The organism is Vibrio sp. BS-M-Sm-2 (assembly GCF_041504345.1).
Taxonomy (GTDB): domain Bacteria; phylum Pseudomonadota; class Gammaproteobacteria; order Enterobacterales; family Vibrionaceae; genus Vibrio; species Vibrio satsumensis.
In genome coordinates, this window is record NZ_CP167895.1 from 970,391 (window position 1) to 985,538 (window position 15,148).

At 43.9% G+C, this 15,148-nt stretch carries 13 protein-coding genes; 5 read left to right on the forward strand and 8 right to left on the reverse strand.

Translation table 11 applies throughout. The features are described 5' to 3' along the window. Positions 1–102: 102 nt before the first annotated feature. A complete protein-coding gene (locus tag AB8613_RS20345) occupies positions 103–1,413 on the forward strand; it encodes a peptidoglycan DD-metalloendopeptidase family protein (protein ID WP_372384858.1) in 1,311 nt (436 codons plus the stop codon). A gap of 106 nt (positions 1,414–1,519) precedes the next feature. Here AB8613_RS20345 and AB8613_RS20350 read toward each other — a convergent pair whose 3' ends face one another. Then, positions 1,520–3,364, reverse strand: coding sequence for a putative bifunctional diguanylate cyclase/phosphodiesterase (locus tag AB8613_RS20350; RefSeq protein ID WP_372384859.1), 1,845 nt, complete (start codon positions 3,362–3,364; stop codon positions 1,520–1,522). A 161-nt stretch (positions 3,365–3,525) separates the two neighbouring features. Further along, positions 3,526–4,422 carry a LysR family transcriptional regulator gene (locus AB8613_RS20355; RefSeq protein WP_146490910.1) on the reverse strand — a complete coding sequence of 299 codons (897 nt, stop codon included), beginning with the start codon at positions 4,420–4,422 and terminating at the stop codon, positions 3,526–3,528. A gap of 108 nt (positions 4,423–4,530) precedes the next feature. Between AB8613_RS20355 and AB8613_RS20360 the strand changes: the two genes are divergently transcribed. The 3 genes from AB8613_RS20360 (at position 4,531) to AB8613_RS20370 (ending at position 6,606) form a co-directional block, all read left to right on the forward strand. Further along, a complete protein-coding gene (locus tag AB8613_RS20360; RefSeq protein ID WP_285953758.1) occupies positions 4,531–5,736 on the forward strand; it encodes a multidrug effflux MFS transporter in 1,206 nt (401 codons plus the stop codon). 100 nt (positions 5,737–5,836) lie between these two features. After that, a complete protein-coding gene (locus AB8613_RS20365; protein WP_017057980.1) occupies positions 5,837–6,187 on the forward strand; it encodes a hypothetical protein in 351 nt (116 codons plus the stop codon). 284 nt (positions 6,188–6,471) lie between these two features. Beyond that, positions 6,472–6,606 carry a hypothetical protein gene (locus AB8613_RS20370; RefSeq protein WP_279626256.1) on the forward strand — a complete coding sequence of 45 codons (135 nt, stop codon included), beginning with the start codon at positions 6,472–6,474 and terminating at the stop codon, positions 6,604–6,606. 158 nt (positions 6,607–6,764) lie between these two features. Here the strand turns inward: AB8613_RS20370 and AB8613_RS20375 are convergent, their stop codons facing one another. The 3 genes from AB8613_RS20375 to AB8613_RS20385 form a co-directional block, all read right to left on the reverse strand. After that, on the reverse strand, positions 6,765–7,382 hold the full coding sequence (locus AB8613_RS20375) for a glutaredoxin (RefSeq protein WP_285953757.1): 618 nt from the start codon (positions 7,380–7,382) through the stop codon (positions 6,765–6,767). A 68-nt stretch (positions 7,383–7,450) separates the two neighbouring features. After that, positions 7,451–8,341, reverse strand: coding sequence for a DMT family transporter (locus AB8613_RS20380; protein WP_371714400.1), 891 nt, complete (start codon positions 8,339–8,341; stop codon positions 7,451–7,453). Between the two features lie 154 nt (positions 8,342–8,495). After that, positions 8,496–9,449, reverse strand: coding sequence for a porin (locus AB8613_RS20385; protein WP_060980515.1), 954 nt, complete (start codon positions 9,447–9,449; stop codon positions 8,496–8,498). Between the two features lie 377 nt (positions 9,450–9,826). Here AB8613_RS20385 and AB8613_RS20390 point away from each other — a divergent pair, with 377 nt between their 5' ends. Beyond that, positions 9,827–10,846, forward strand: coding sequence for a succinylglutamate desuccinylase/aspartoacylase family protein (locus AB8613_RS20390; RefSeq protein ID WP_371714401.1), 1,020 nt, complete (start codon positions 9,827–9,829; stop codon positions 10,844–10,846). Positions 10,847–11,155: 309 nt separating this feature from the next. Here the strand turns inward: AB8613_RS20390 and AB8613_RS20395 are convergent, their stop codons facing one another. From AB8613_RS20395 to AB8613_RS20405, 3 genes are all read right to left on the reverse strand, one after another. Beyond that, positions 11,156–11,875, reverse strand: a complete 720-nt coding sequence (locus AB8613_RS20395) for a DsbA family protein (protein ID WP_371714402.1) — start codon at positions 11,873–11,875, stop codon at positions 11,156–11,158. A 128-nt stretch (positions 11,876–12,003) separates the two neighbouring features. Beyond that, positions 12,004–12,573, reverse strand: coding sequence for a protein disulfide oxidoreductase (locus AB8613_RS20400; protein WP_137002327.1), 570 nt, complete (start codon positions 12,571–12,573; stop codon positions 12,004–12,006). A 3-nt stretch (positions 12,574–12,576) separates the two neighbouring features. Beyond that, positions 12,577–14,640 (reverse strand): protein-disulfide reductase DsbD family protein, encoded by a 2,064-nt coding sequence (locus AB8613_RS20405; protein WP_372385801.1) that lies wholly within the window; start codon positions 14,638–14,640, stop codon positions 12,577–12,579. Between the last annotated feature and the right edge of the window lie 508 nt (positions 14,641–15,148).

A 15,148-nucleotide genomic window follows, 5' to 3' on the forward strand; every position in this document is an offset into this window, starting at 1 on the left:
CTAAATTGAGCAGATTCATATCATATTATGACAATGCATTGATGATTTATGCGTTTGAAAAGCATATCCTATGTCTTTATATCGTAGAAAGACCTGTTTACCGTGTATTCAAAAATATTTCCCTCTCCGTTTGCTGAGCTTTCACCTGTAAAAAAAGTAGCTATTTTAGGGCTGCCACTTATTGCAGCGATTGGTGTTGCTTTGCAATCTTCACAATCGGATCTGACGAAAACGATCGATCTTGATTTACCAGACTCAACCGTTATTGAGTCCATTCTGTCACCTTCTTCTGTTACCGTTATTGAGCCACCGACATTTGAGTATCAAATTCAAACGGGCGATAACTTGAGTAGCATTTTCACTCAACTTGGATTTTCTTATAAATCGATGATGAGCGTGATGGAAACCGATTTAAACTTTCTTGCGTTAGATACGCTTCGTCCGGGCAATACCTTACGTTTCTGGCGTGATGAAGCGACGGGTGAACTTTCCAAAATGGAGCTTCAATTTAGCGTCGCAGATAAAGTGGTTTATCGACTGCTTGATGACGGTAGCTACGAATTCGAAGATATTTCTATTCCGGGTGAATGGAAGCAAAAGCCTTTAGTGGGTGATATTCAAGGCAGTTTCTCGATGTCGGCTAACAAGGTTGGCCTGAATAGTCTTGAGATTGATCATATTGTTACTCTGTTGAAAGATAAGCTTAATTTTAGCCGTGATTTGCGTGTTGGTGATCAGTTTGAAGTGCTTCAGAAAGCGCAATTTGTTGATGGTGTTGCAACCGGAAAACGTGAAATTGAAGCAATTAAGATCATGAATCGTAATCGTGTTGTGTCAGCGTATTTACATACTGATGGGCAATATTACGATGCCAATGGCGATAGCTTGCAGCGTGCTTTCCAACGTTACCCGGTGAGCAGTGGTTGGCGTCAAAGTTCTCAATTTAATCCTAAGCGCTTACACCCCGTGACTGGGCGAGTCTCACCGCACAATGGTACAGATTTCGCGACGCCGATTGGCACCCCAGTTCAAGCGACGGGTGATGGCAAAGTGATTATGACTCGTAAGCACCCATACGCTGGTAATTACGTGGTTATTCAGCACGGTAGTACTTATAAAACACGCTACCTACATTTGAGCAAGATCCTCGTGCGTAAAGGACAAACGGTGTCTCGTGGTCAGCGCATTGGCTTATCAGGTAAAACTGGCCGAGTGACCGGCGCACACTTGCACTACGAGCTAATTGAGCGCGGTCGTCCTGTGAATGCAATGACAGCGAATATCCCTATGGCAGATTCTGTGCCTAAAAAGGAAAAAGCGACGTTTGTAGCTGCAAGAGATGAAGCTGATAAGCTATTGAAGGCAGCGTTAGAAACTCGCAATCTAGCAATGGTTAATAATGCTAGTAAGTAGCTAGCCATTAAACTGTTTTAAAGCCGCAAGAGCATCACAAAGCACAGTCAGTGTTAAGTGATGCTCTTGCGGCTTTTTAGTTCTCAATAGAAGGTTCGGTAAGGGTTTAAACTAAAGGCTCTGAGTGCGCGACATAGCTAACGATAGCTTCAGGTCGCATCGGGGGCGAGTAGAGGTAACCTTGGATTTTGTCACACCCCATTGCGTGCAGTTTTTCTAATTGCTCACGCTTCTCAACACCTTCCGCAACCAAAGATACATCGAGCCTATGGGCTAGTTGAACAATCAACCAGACAACGCTCTCGGATGTAGAGCTTGTTAGTAAGTTACGAATAAAGGTTGCATCAATTTTAATGCAATCGATAGGGTAGCTGTGGATGTAGTTCAAACTGGAGTAGCCGGTACCGAAGTCGTCGAGTGCAATCGTGAAGCCTTGTCCTCTCAGAAAGTTAAGAGCGGATTTAGTCTCTTGCGTCGGAGAGAGTAGTACTGTTTCGGTTAACTCGATAACAAACTCATTCGCCTTAAAATGGTGCTGTTCAATAGTTCGAGTCAGGTATGAGATATAACGTTTCGAATCGGTGAGCTCGTGCGCGGAGCAGTTAATTCCAAGCTTAACCTTGTAGCCCAAGCCTTGCTCTAGTGTGGTTTTTGCACGGCACACCAACTCGATGATGCGTTCTCCCAGTTCTACAATCAGCCCTGATTCTTCTGCCACTTGAATGAACTCCACAGGCGATATATCACCATGTTTGTTCGTTTTCCAGCGAGTAAGTACTTCGAAATATTCCCATTGAGTATCAGCTTGACCTACGATCGGCTGCACAACTACGTACATGCCATTACCATTGGGTACATAACTGCCTGAAATAGGACTCTCAAGTTCACTTCGTAAGGCGGTGATTAACTCGGTTTTCCTTTGATAACGGACCCTCAAGTGAGTGTCGTAACATTGAATGTGTGTATCTTGGCTGTGTTTACACTCTTTAAGTGCCAAGCTAGTGTTGAAGATGATCTGTTCTACGTCCTTGTCACCCCCATCTGAACGAGCAATGCCGATACTAACGTCGAAATCGATTTTAATATCAACATTACTGTAACCTTGTTTTATCTTGGCTAGGATTTGCTCGCAAACTGCTATTGGGTCCGAATTATAGGTAATGAAAGCAAACTCATTGCCAGCAGTCCGGAAAGTCAGATTGCTTTCGGGTAAGGTTCTACGCAATGTTTCTGCGACAAATTGAAGTACCTTATCGCCAATATAATTGCCGTACATGTCATTGATGGCTTTGAAGCTATTGATGTCGAGCAGGGCGAGCGAGAATGGAGTGACGCTCTGTTGAGTGATCGATTCCAAGGTATCAGACAAGCAGCTTCGGTTTAGTACCCCCGTTAAGCTGTCGTGTGATACTTCGTAACTGAGTTGATTAACCAGTTGTTCAGAACGGTCGTTGAACCACATTTCACGCAAGGTATGGATGATGATGTCAGCGAACAATTGGTGGTGTTTTATCACGTCTTGTTGTTGAACTGGACTTAGAGGCGAGGTAAACGTTGAGAACAACACCCCCATCACTTCACCACTTTGAGTACGAGTAGGGATCGCGATGGAGTTTTGTGAGGTGATTTCCTGCCTAAATGCCGATGTTGGCAATGACTGGACGACATGCTGAGCAAACGAGCAATCCGGGTGCCTTTGATTGACTGCTTGTTGGTAGATCTGCCCATGACGTGCGTTGATTTTATCATGCAGTACATGGTCAGAGTGGGCGATCACCAAAGGAACGATTTGATCTGGGAAGTGCTTCTTCTCAATGATGCTGGTGTACTGAGTACCAAAGGTTTGATGTAAAGTAAGTACGGCTGACTCTAAAAGGTCGATACCTTCCAATTTCAGTAAACGACCAATGCGCTCTGTGTCTATCATGCTGTTATGCGTATGTTGAGTCATAGTCACCATCCTTAGTTAACCAGATTCACTGTGTAAGCTGTATGTGTATGATCTTGTCTATACGATTTTGGCACTACGCAGTCTTAAGTTTTAGTACCTATATGCGTCTAGTTTATTATTGTTCGTGTTGTATAACTTTTCAAATTAAAATGTGACTTATTTCACAGAGCCTGAGTGCTGCGCTCTTTGTCTAGCCTCTCTTTTAAATGATCCAGAAATAACTTGGTTCGCGTATGTGAGTAATCAAGCTTAGGGTAATACGCGTAAACCATCACTTCGTCGGCGGTTATATTTGGTAATACTGGAACTAACGTCCCTTGTTTAAGATCTTCTTTGATCATCGCTTTGATGGTTAACAACACTCCCATTCCTCGCTTCGCAGCATGAAACAAAGCTTCTGGATTCGTGGTAGCAAAGTTGCCGTTTAAAGTGATGCGTTGCCCTTTGGTTAGCGTGACTTCACGGGTTGGACGCTCTCCCCAGATTAAAGAATTATGCTGCTCTAAATCTTGTTCGCAGGTGGGGTAACCGTGTTTGGCGAGGTAACTCGGTGCGGCATAGAACCCCGCTTTGTGCTCAAACAAGGGCGTTTTCTTGAAGCTTAAAGAGTTGAGCTGTTCCAATTCTCGACTGATCACCAGATCCAATCCAAGTTCAGGTAATTGTCCTGAAGTGGTGGTGATGAGCTGTACCTTAATATCCGGATACTTTTCAAGGAAGTCGTCCATGTGCTGAACCAGAAACTTAGAGCCGACCGCGATGGTCGCACCTATCTTCAGTAAGCCTGCGGGAGTTTGGTTAACTGAGCGAGTTTCATCAATGATTGACTGCCAGTTATCGAGCTGATCTTTGGCTCGTTGGTAAAACAGCGCGCCCGCTTCGGTTTGGCTAATCGAGCGGGTTGTGCGCTTCAGTAGCTGAGTCCCGATGCGTTCTTCGAGCCAGTTTACCCTTTTGCTTATCGCTGAGCTGGTGGTATTGAGTTTACGCGCAGCACCATTGAAACTGCCTTCTTCCACCACTCTAACGTAGCTCTTTACGTTGAGAATCCAATCCATATTGTTTCCTATTAGGACTTAATTAAATTCCAATTTGGTTAATTATCAATTACTGGTTTTGAATATAAACTTATATCATGAACAAATATCAAACGAATAGGGAATTTTTTGAGCCAATCGACCTTTAAAAAAACGCCGTTACTCTTAGCAATGATGATTATTGCTACGGGGCAGGTAGGTGTGAGTATCTATTTGCCATCTTTGCCGTTAATTGCTTCTGACTTAAGTGTGACTCAGGTAGATGTACAGCTGCTCGTCACGCTGTTCCTTGTGGGTTTTGGCCTGTCTCAGCTATTTTATGGACCTATGTCTGATGCGGTGGGAAGACGGCCTATCTTCTTGTTAGGCCAGGGCGTTTATTTGATTGGTACTATCGTTTGTGTCGTGTTTTCTGACAACATGCTGGCGCTAGAGGTTGGCCGTTTGTTGCAAGGTTTAGGAGCGGGTAGTGCTTCGGTTCTCGGACGAAGTGTGCTCCGCGACAGTTATGATGGCCCTCAACTGACCAAAGCGTTGTCTTATATCTCGATCACCGCTTCGATCATGCCTATCATTGCGCCTGTATTTGGTGGTTGGATTTCATTTCACCTCGGGTGGCAAGCGGTGTTCCTGTTTGTTCTACTGTATCTACTGGCAATATTCACTCTGGGTTACTTTGTGTTGCCTGAGACTTTGCCATATGGAAAGAGTCGCTTTGATGCCTGCCAAGTGGTGAAGAACTACGGACGCTTGTTGACTAACCGCCAAGTGTTGACCAGTGCCAGTTATAACTGGATGAGCTACATGGCAAGTTTGGTATCTTTATCGCTGTTTCCATTCTTAATGCAAGAGCAGTTAGGGCTGACTGCCGCAGAATACGGCACATTGATGATTGTCCCTTCGGCAGGCTTGCTGGTAGGTAGCGTCGCTTTAAACTTGCTCAATCGTAGGTTTAGTACGCCTCAACTGATGAGCCTAGCTATCTTGATTATCTTGGCGTCGGGAACTTGGCTTTTGACTCATGAGTTATCCATCTTTAACTTAGTTTGGGCGTTTACTTGGCTGACTATTGCGCAGGGTATCTCTTTTCCTCTCTCTATTAGTATGTTGTTGGAACCACATAAGAAACAAGCTGGTGCGGTCTCTGCATTGTCGGGTTCAATTCAGATGTGTTTGGCGGGTTTACTTGGTGGGTATCTCGTCGAGAGTTGGGTGACGACTTACCTACAGTTAGGTGTGTTCTACTTGATTATAGGAGGAGCTATGGGGGGCGTGCTTTGGTCTTCAACCAAAATGAACAAGAAAGATGATACTGTTGAAGTGGAATATAGCTAAATGCCTAGTCCACTATCGTCCAATGCACCATCGTTAATACGTTGTATTTGTGCTGATGGTTTTCTACAATGCTTCGGTCCATTGAATAGGTAAAAACAAAATGCAGCAAAATGAATTTGAAGTACTGGTAAAAGCTATCTGCGCACTAGATGGCCTGCCTCAAGCGCTTGAGCTATTGAAATCCAATGAGGATACAGAAGTCGCTGAGGCTGCTGCATCACTGACTGGTCAATTTGCACTAGCTGAAGTGGAAGGCGAAAAGCGTATTTACCACGTGACGCTTCAAGAAAATGAACAAGGCGAAGAGCAAGAGTACATCGAACATGTCATGAATGAAGGCGATGACTTAATCAAATTTGCAGCTTGGTTCTTTGAAACAATGTTTGAATTGAAGCAAAAAGACACATACCAAATTGCTGGTAAAACTTACAGACAGCCAAAGCGCAGCTAGGGTTCTTAGTAAAGTATTTTAGAAAGCAGCTCTCTGAGCTGCTTTTTTTATAAGCGTCTAAATCAATGTGTTGGACTGTTATTAGGAATGGAGCATTAAGCTCAAACCAGAATTCAGGTTAACTCATTGATATACATAGACAGTGCTGATTAGCACAGAGACAAAATTAGGTTTATTGCAAATCAATGGATTTTATTGCATTAAAGTGTGATGTGAATCTTGTTTTTGGGCGTTTTAAGTGTAAAATCCGCGCTAAGGAAAGTTGATTATGTGCGGAGATAAGCATGAATTACGAACTAGGCCATGCATACCTTGGTCAAATGGCAGCAAAAAACATGATGCACGAAGCATTGTATGGCAAGCCAAAGCCAAAAAAAACATCATTCCTTAAGCGAATGATGAAGAAAATGGCTAAATAAGCATTTTAAAAAACGGAATTTTAAAAGGCCTTAAACATCTATGATGTTTAAGGCCTTTGTCGTTTTAGCGATTGATGAAGTTCATCGCCCTGTTTTGTTGTGGATGGACACAAAAAACACTGATTAATTCACGATTGGATTTATAGCTCTGTGTGAGTTTAGCCTGCTGATTGGTTGGACAGATCGACAACATTATTTGGGATGCTATCTAAGCCATTCTCTTTCATCCATGCATCTAAGTTGTCTGCTCCACCGATGTATTTACCATCGAGCCAGATCTGAGGGACAGTTACTGGTGTTTTCTCACCAATGTGCGCTTTTACCTCTGGAATCATACGATACAAAGCTGCGCTGTCTTTTACGACATCATGGTATTGGTATTCAACACCCGCTTCATCAAGCATTTTCTTCGCCTTAACGCAGAATGGGCAGGTTGCTTTGCCATAAACAATATTGCCTTTTAGGGTATCTCTTTTGGTCCACTCTTTAATGACCGATTGAATCAGAACACCGCGATTTAGTGCTTCGCCTTGGCTCACTACCTTACCTTCAACAACAAGGATCGGAGCATGCCAAGAGCCCAGCTTTAAAGGTTCCCACCAGTGAGATAACCAATCTTTCACTTCCAATTCGACATCGACATCGGCCAACTCATTCTCAAAAGTATCTTTAAGAATATCTTTGGTCAAAGTACATTCTCCACATGGGATGTTCACTGTAAATGGACCCCAGCTGCCTGCCCAACGGTATAGTGTAATCTTGACTGGTTTCTTCATGGTTACGGCCTCGTTTGAATTCTATTATCCATATAGAACGGACAGTCGAACTATTTATTTCACCACCCCTAAACTTTCTTCAGTTTCGAAGGCTTTTTAGTTTCCCAGTGGGTAATAAACGCAACTGACGCAATAATAATAGCAGCCCCTAACCATAAGCGACCTGGTGGAACCCAGCTAAATACAACCCAACCAGCTAGAACATTTAGCGGCAATTTCGCATGGTCAAACGGTTGAACAAATGAAGCATCAGCGACGGAATAAGCTTTTACAATTGCCCACTGAGCGAGTGCTGTCATTACACCAATAACAACTAATATTCCCCAAATAGTACCGCCGCTTGGAGTCTGCCAATCAGGCGCGGCAAGTAGGATATTAAATGGCGTGATCAATAGTAAAAGGTAGACCACCATGGTTGAAGGGCTGTCTTGTGAAGAGAGCTTTTTAACCATCAGTGAGTAGCATGCCCAAAAGAAAGCGGCACCAACTGGTAACAGTGTTGCCCAGTTAAAGTCTTCAGCCCATGGTTCGAGAATAACCATCGCACCAGCGAAGCCTGCTAAGGTCGCTCCCCAACGAGCAGCCCCAACTTTCTCTTTGAGAAAAAGCCCTGAACCTATGGTAGCGAATAGTGGCGATGTCATGAGAAGGGCAATGCCTTGCCAAATAGGTACTGGGTAAGCCAGTGCCCATATCCAAAGTTGAATACCAATAACAGACAAGAAGACACGAAATACGTGCAATTTGAGGTTGTCGGTTTTTAGTGCGCGGCGAATCCCCAGCGTTTTCAGATAAGGAAGAATCGCGAACAACGCGATAGCGTATTGAATGACGGCAACGGTAGTAGAAGTCAGTCCGAAGTGAATGCTAGCTATTTGGGTTAGGCTATTAATAATGGCAAAGGCTAGGCCTGCGGTTAGCATCCAGCTAGCGCCTTGGATCGGATGGTGTTGTGACATGATGCTTCTAATTATTTGATATGGTCCACCTATGATACGGATTTAGCAAGACTTAACCAGAAAAAGCATCGATGAAGTTAGTCAGAATATTTGAACAAGAAAAAGGTTGAGCCATTGCCCAACCTTTTTAGTCTCTATCTAAAGTCGATTTAGATTAGAAGTCGTAACGGATGCCCGCTTGTAGCTGGTCATCTTTATTGTCTAGCTGTTCAAACTTGTAACCAGCATAGGTACGGATGTGGCCGTTAAACTTATATACTGCTTCAATAGCAAAGTTATTTGCTTCTTCGTCAGCCGCTTTATCGAACTCACCGTAGTTGTATACACCAATTAGTGATAACTGCTTAGTTGCTTTGAAGATAGCTGAAAGCTCGTAGCCAGTGTAATCTTCATCTGCAACTGAAGCCATTGTGTATAAGCCACCAACAGTAAACGCATCCATCGAGAATTGAGCTACAAGGTTAATCTGGTCATCATCGAAGTTACCATTCTTTTGGGAAACGTAACCAGCACCAAGGTCAAAAGCGCCTAGGTTGTACATAGCAGCAAGACCAAAGCTGTCCGCATCTTTTTCATCGGCTGCGATGTAGTTTGCTTGAACTGTCAACGCGTCAAATTCGCCAGAGTAAAGGAAGTTGTTTTCGCGTTTGTCTTTGTTACCAGCGACAGCATCAGCGGCATCAGCACCAAATGTAGCCATCGTATCTGTAATATCTGTCAACATTACTTGAGCTGAGTCTTGCTTACCGTAAGAAAATTCTCCGAAGTTGGTACCAAGACCAGCAAAGAAGTAACGGTTAGTAAGTGAGTCAGTTTTTTCTCCGTTAACACCAACAGCTGTGTCTCCTGTAAACTCAGCTTCATATTTACCAAAGCCGTATAGTTCATCAGAAACTTGAGTTTTTCCTGAGATATTTACGCGGGCACGTGACTTGTCTTTAAAAGAGCTGTCAGACGCACTTTCGTTGTTATCAGAGACGTTGAAGCGAGCTTCCGCACGACCGCCAATTTTAAGTTCCGTACCATCCGAGCTGTAAACTGTTGCTGCTAGAGATGAACCTGAAACTAGTGCCGCTACCACTGCAGAAGCTAGAACTGCCTTTTTCATAATCACTTACCTTGTATTTTAAAATCCGTGAGCAATGTGCTCTCCGTTTCGATATGAAGCTAATTTAGAACAGCTAAATTAAGCTTTCATTTCTATAAAATTACATTTTCGTGAATGGGGAACTTTTTTAAGTGTTGATTTTATTGCACTTTTATTTCATGAGACTGAGTGTTCTGTGAATAGTTATACAAGTTGCGTGTATTTCAAAGGTCACATTGACAAGTTTTACCTTGGAATCATGTATGTCGATGCTGGTGAATTTTGGGAGCGCTTTAGAGCTTGTTAATCTGATTAACTGCTTGTACTGGTTAAGATATCCTCTATGATGCAAAAACTTAGAAGAGAATAGATTTTGCTCAACAAGATGGAGACGTTGGATGAAAACAGAGTACTTAGGCGATGTTTTACAAGGCAGACAGGTTATTGGCTCTTTGAATGTTGAAGACTTACCCGTTGGAGAGCATCAGTTTTGGTTTCAAGTAACCAGTGATGGACTAGGGCAGCCTAAGAATATGCCGGTTTCTGTTTTCAAAGGCAGCCAAGATGGCCCTAAATTGATGATCACTGCCGGCATTCACGGTGATGAGCTAAACGGTGTGTTGGCTGCTCAGCAAATTATCCGTGACTTAGTGGGTAAAACCCTAAAAGGCTCGGTAACGATTGTGCCTACGGTGAACTTGTCAGGTTTGTTGAACCATAGTCGTGACTTCGTCTCTTCAGATCCTGGCTCATGTCCTGCGAATCTTAATCGACTCTTTCCGGGTGATGCACATGGTTTAGCTGCGGAGCGCTTTGTTGCGTCTCTGTGGGATCGCTTACTTAAGCTCAATGCGACATTCGCTGTTGATCTCCATACTCAAACTCGTGGCGCGGTCTACCCACTTTATGTGTTTGCTGATTACCGAATTGAACAATGTTTGGAGATGGCAAGGTTGATGCAACCTGATTGTGTGCTTAATGATCCTGGCGACCCGGGTATTCTTGAAACGGTTTGGAATCGAAGTGGAATACCAAGTATCACGGTGGAAGTAGGCATGGGTAAGTTTACTCAGCCTGAAATGATTCAAAGAGCAGTAGGCGGCGTTTTGAATATGCTCTCCTATTACGAGATGCTTGAAGTTGAGGGAAAAGATCCGTTGGGGACAAGCCAGTTGCCGAGTATGGATTGGATTGAAGGTAACAATGTGGTGTCTATTCGTGCTGATATTGGTGGTTTTGTTCTGCCTCAGATCGAGCTTTTACAAAGCGTGGAGCAAGATGATTTGTTAGCAATTCAATATGACGCTTTTGGTAATGAGTGTCGCCGCTATCACGCGCCATCTGCTGGATGTGTCCTTAGCTATAACGTGGATGCGTTAAGGGAACCGGGTGCACTTGTTTGTCGCTTGCTGAGTTAGGGTTCAGTTGATTGGACGTTTCCGTGTTAATGCGCTGTGTCGCCATCTAAAACACGCAAAAAAAAGACCGAGCAAGGGGCTCGGTCAAAAGACAGTTGTCTAGAGTAAGCACGTCTTGGACTCATCGACAGAACAGCTTTTAGAGTAGCGAGTGTAGATTAAGAATCCATTGCAAGATAGTGACACTTCGACTGCTTTTCTGTTTCAAAAATAATATTGAAAACATTATTTTAAGCTCATCAAAAAGCCGACTACGAGTCGGCTTTTTATTCACTTCTCTTTCGAATTTTTATCTCTATCTAAACTCGATTAAAAAGCGTCGTCCACGATATCTTTAAGTCGGTCATAAGGCACATATCCTGGTAAAACATTTCCGTTCATCATCATGGTTGGAGTGCCCGTTAAGCCCAGAGCACTGAACGTTTGATGGTTAGTGGTTAGAACCTGGTTTTGTTCTTGAGTTGTTTTTAGCTCCGCCTCTGTTCCCGTCTTCTTGGCGACTGCTTCTAGTGAGCTTTTCGAGTGAATGCCGCTTTTCGCCATCAGCAATCTATCAACTTCAGGGAATGCTTCTGGGTTATCTTTCCATACTTTCATCGCGTATAGCGCTGCGTTGGTGTTTAGACCCGAAACCTGTTGCTGCTTAAACGATAAGTACACGTTGATCACTTTAATATCGCTGTTTTCAGAGGCTAATTGAACCAAGCCTTTTTCCAAGCGCTTACAGTAAGGACAGTTATAGTCTGTAAAATTAATAATGACCGATTTGCCATCCGGATTGCCCGTGATTGGGTGAGCGTCATTGTTGTATAACCAATCATGGCTTTCCGCTTGGGCTTTCTTCGCTTGCTCTTGACCTGCTACGTACTGCTCTAAACTGGTATGCAACCCAGAGATTGTTGAAGGGTTATCTTTCAGGAATTGATTAATTTCTTCAAGTTGTTGAGTTTGCTCTTTGTTTAATTCTGCGAAGGCATTAGTACTCAATAGTGAGCCTAAAATCAGTGCGCTTATCAGATGCTTTTTCATATTGTCTTTTCTCAAATTCGTAATAATCGTGAGCGCTTATTGGGTTGCGCTCACATTAATGTTGTTTGTTAAACGGGCTGAATCGCTTTATTCACTTAGCTTTGCTCTGTTTTTTCTTTGTGAGCGAGTTAGGCAAAGTAGGTTCTTAACCACAGCCCTATAGGAGAAGTAACGCCTGTTGCGATACTGCTGATCTTTCCGTCTTTGATGATGACGATGCTTGGAGTGACATTAACGCCCCAACTTCTGCTGATTGATCCAGAAAGATCATTGATAACAGGGAAGTCATACTCTTTTGCATCCAAGTAGCGCTGGACACGCTCGTCTGGACCAGACGATAGAGCGACCGAAACCACCTGATGGGAGTCGTTGAAGCTATTGACGGTTGGGCTCACAAATTTGCAGGCACCACACCAAGTCGCCCAAAAATAGACAATGACTGGCTTACCATTTTTGCTTAGCTCGATAACATCAATATCTTCGCCTTGGAGCGATTGACCCACAATTGGAATCGCATCGCCCTGAGGCATACTTCTGCTGTGATAAAAGTCCATGGCAAATGAAACCACGCCAACGATAAGTATCATTGAAACCAGTTCCTTTCCCCACTTCTTAAGACGACTTGGCTTTTTGGCCTCACTCTTTATAGTGCTGTCTTCAGCCGTGTTAGATCTCTCTTCATTGTTGGGAGTCTTCATCAGTTATCTCGCAGCATCGATGGCTTGCACGACAGTGTCACTGTTGAGAATGACAGGAAGTGGCATACCGCTTTTATAGCTTGGACCGTAGACGATATTAAATGGCACACCAAATCGCCCATTACTTTGTAAGTATTGGGTGACACTTTCACTTGGTGTCGTCCAATCGCCTTTCATCAAAACTATGTCTTCTTGTTGTAGGTGGCTGTAGACAGGATCTTGAAGGATGACACCGATCTTGTTGGCTTTACAGGTGATACACCATTCCGCAGTCACATCGACAAAGACCGTTTTGCCTTCATCAACGAGCTGAGGGATTTGCTTCGCATTCAGCTTTTGCCAAGCGAGATCGTCAACAATGGGTGTCGCCCAGTTATCAGCGGTGACACTACCGACGATCAATGCAGCACCAAACACCAAAGTTGTGGTTGCCATGATAGGAATCAGTACCTTGCGACCCAGTTTCATGCCAATCCAAACTAGCACTGAAATCACGATAAATAGCGACAGCAGGATAGTCGGGAATTTACCAATGAATGGATTCAGAAGGCTTGTTAGCCAAAGGCTGGTAATGAACATCATTAAGCCAAATACCAGCTTAACTTTGAACATCCACGCCCCAGGTTTTGGAAGCAACTTGGTTAGGCTTGGGAATAGCGCAAAGATCAACCAAGGCGCACTCATACCAATACCGAGCGCGATAAAGATAGCCCATAACTCTTGGTAGCTTGCTCCGAGTGCATACGCGACTGCGGTTCCTAGGAATGGCGCGCTACACGGCGTTGCTAACAGCGTCGCAAACATGCCTTGAACAAAGTGGCCTGAATGTGAGTCATCGCCTTTGGTTGCCATCCAAGTGTTTAAGCCTGATGGTAGTCTGAATTCGAATAACCCAAGCAGGTTAATCGAGAACAGCAAAGTGATGAACAGCATGAACCCGATGAACCAAACATTTTGGAATTGGATTCCCCAACCAATCGCATTACCACCCATTTTTAGAGCTGTCATACCTAGGGCTAACAGCGCAAATGATGTAATGACACCTGAAGCAGAAGCTAGGAATGACAGTCGAATATGACGATTAGATGCACCTTGGTTTTGAATGATGCTGTTTAACTTCATTCCTAATACTGGCAACACACATGGCATGATGTTGAGGATCAAACCACCAATTAAAGCAAAGCCAATCATTGCCAGAAAACCGTTGTTGCTTGTTTGATAAGTGATCGGTTGTGACCCAACTTGAGCCGTCATCTCTTCGGCAAAATTACTGTCTGAAACAGTGACACTCACTGTACGGTCCGTTAAGTCGACTTCACCGATCCAGTTGCTCACATCAAATACGGCTGTCATTGTATTGTCTGTGATGTGGACGCTTGGTTGAGAGAAGAAGTCATCAATCACTTCTTGCCCGTCAATCAACACCATAGGCTTATCCCAGCCATCTTTACTTGTTAGCTGAGTAACTAATTGTTGCTTGCTCTTATCCCAAAATAGACCGTTCACCGCAGTGCGGTTAGCTTCTCGTGGCGACTGGCTCATGCCTTGGTTGAACACAAACATCGCTTCTTCATCGAGCGCTAAAGTTTGTGGGTCAATCGGCAGTTCGATATCGTAATCGGTTAACACACAGATATTGGTACACGACGGAAAGGTAAACGACGCCCTGAATATTGCAGGCTTTGTGTTGTCTTTCAGGGTTAACGTGACAGGAAAGCTGACGTGCTTTTTGTAACCTAACGTCATGACGTCAAGCTGCTCGTAATACTTAGGTATCGGCCAATGCCAATCTACTGACTCAATGTTTGTTGAACCAGACCAGTCCCAGCTTGGCGGAATGCCACCTTCGCCTGGGCTACGCCAATAGGTTTTCCAGTCGCCGTCGAGCACGACATCGAGCACGGTTTGGATCTTAGAGCCGTCATCCGACTGTTCACCTGTCGACATCATTCGCATCTTAACAGGCGGATGCTCAGGCACACTAAGCCAGCCCGTTGTCTGTGCCAAGGCGGTAAATGACGTCATAACCAAAAGGGCAGTGACTAAGGTTTTCGCGCATGTACGCATAGAGAATGCCAATGAATCGACAAACTTAGTTAGTAGTGTGTTGTACACAAATGTATCTCCAAAAAATAAATAAAAGGGTGTAGTAGCCCGGTTATTTACTCTCTAAATATACAGTGCTTTAGATGCAATCGGTGTTTTGTAGGTCGAGTAGAGCGATGATTATCTCTAGATAACCTTGAGATGTGAGGCGGTAAATTAAATGCAACAGCAATAATAAGTACGAGTGGGATCAGCCAGCCGGTTTTTGGGGCGGCAAAGGTCAGCATTTTTGAACTTAGGCTGCATGAACTTGAATTGGGTGAAGTTAACATTTTAGAAGCTTCTAAACCGAAAACACTGGCGTATAGAGCGGTCATTTTTTCTGAAGAAGCGATGTCGGTTTGAGGGTTACTGGCTTCCGTGTGAGTTTGTGCATCAACTAGGATAGATTGACCAATGAGAGAAGTTGAAATCGATACTTTCTTTACAGATAGCGTACTTGCCAGACAGGTTACGATAACCAGTCCGG

Coding starts and splice junctions, on each gene's coding strand:
- AB8613_RS20380 (WP_371714400.1), bottom strand. CDS start 8,341: ATGTCACAACACCATCCGATCCAAGGCGCTAGCTGGATGCTAACCGCA.
- AB8613_RS20365 (WP_017057980.1), top strand. CDS start 5,837: ATGCAGCAAAATGAATTTGAAGTACTGGTAAAAGCTATCTGCGCACTA.
- AB8613_RS20395 (WP_371714402.1), bottom strand. CDS start 11,875: ATGAAAAAGCATCTGATAAGCGCACTGATTTTAGGCTCACTATTGAGT.
- AB8613_RS20370 (WP_279626256.1), top strand. CDS start 6,472: ATGAATTACGAACTAGGCCATGCATACCTTGGTCAAATGGCAGCAAAA.
- AB8613_RS20405 (WP_372385801.1), bottom strand. CDS start 14,640: ATGCGTACATGCGCGAAAACCTTAGTCACTGCCCTTTTGGTTATGACG.
- AB8613_RS20350 (WP_372384859.1), bottom strand. CDS start 3,364: ATGACTCAACATACGCATAACAGCATGATAGACACAGAGCGCATTGGT.
- AB8613_RS20375 (WP_285953757.1), bottom strand. CDS start 7,382: ATGAAGAAACCAGTCAAGATTACACTATACCGTTGGGCAGGCAGCTGG.
- AB8613_RS20355 (WP_146490910.1), bottom strand. CDS start 4,422: ATGGATTGGATTCTCAACGTAAAGAGCTACGTTAGAGTGGTGGAAGAA.
- AB8613_RS20385 (WP_060980515.1), bottom strand. CDS start 9,449: ATGAAAAAGGCAGTTCTAGCTTCTGCAGTGGTAGCGGCACTAGTTTCA.
- AB8613_RS20390 (WP_371714401.1), top strand. CDS start 9,827: ATGAAAACAGAGTACTTAGGCGATGTTTTACAAGGCAGACAGGTTATT.
- AB8613_RS20400 (WP_137002327.1), bottom strand. CDS start 12,573: ATGAAGACTCCCAACAATGAAGAGAGATCTAACACGGCTGAAGACAGC.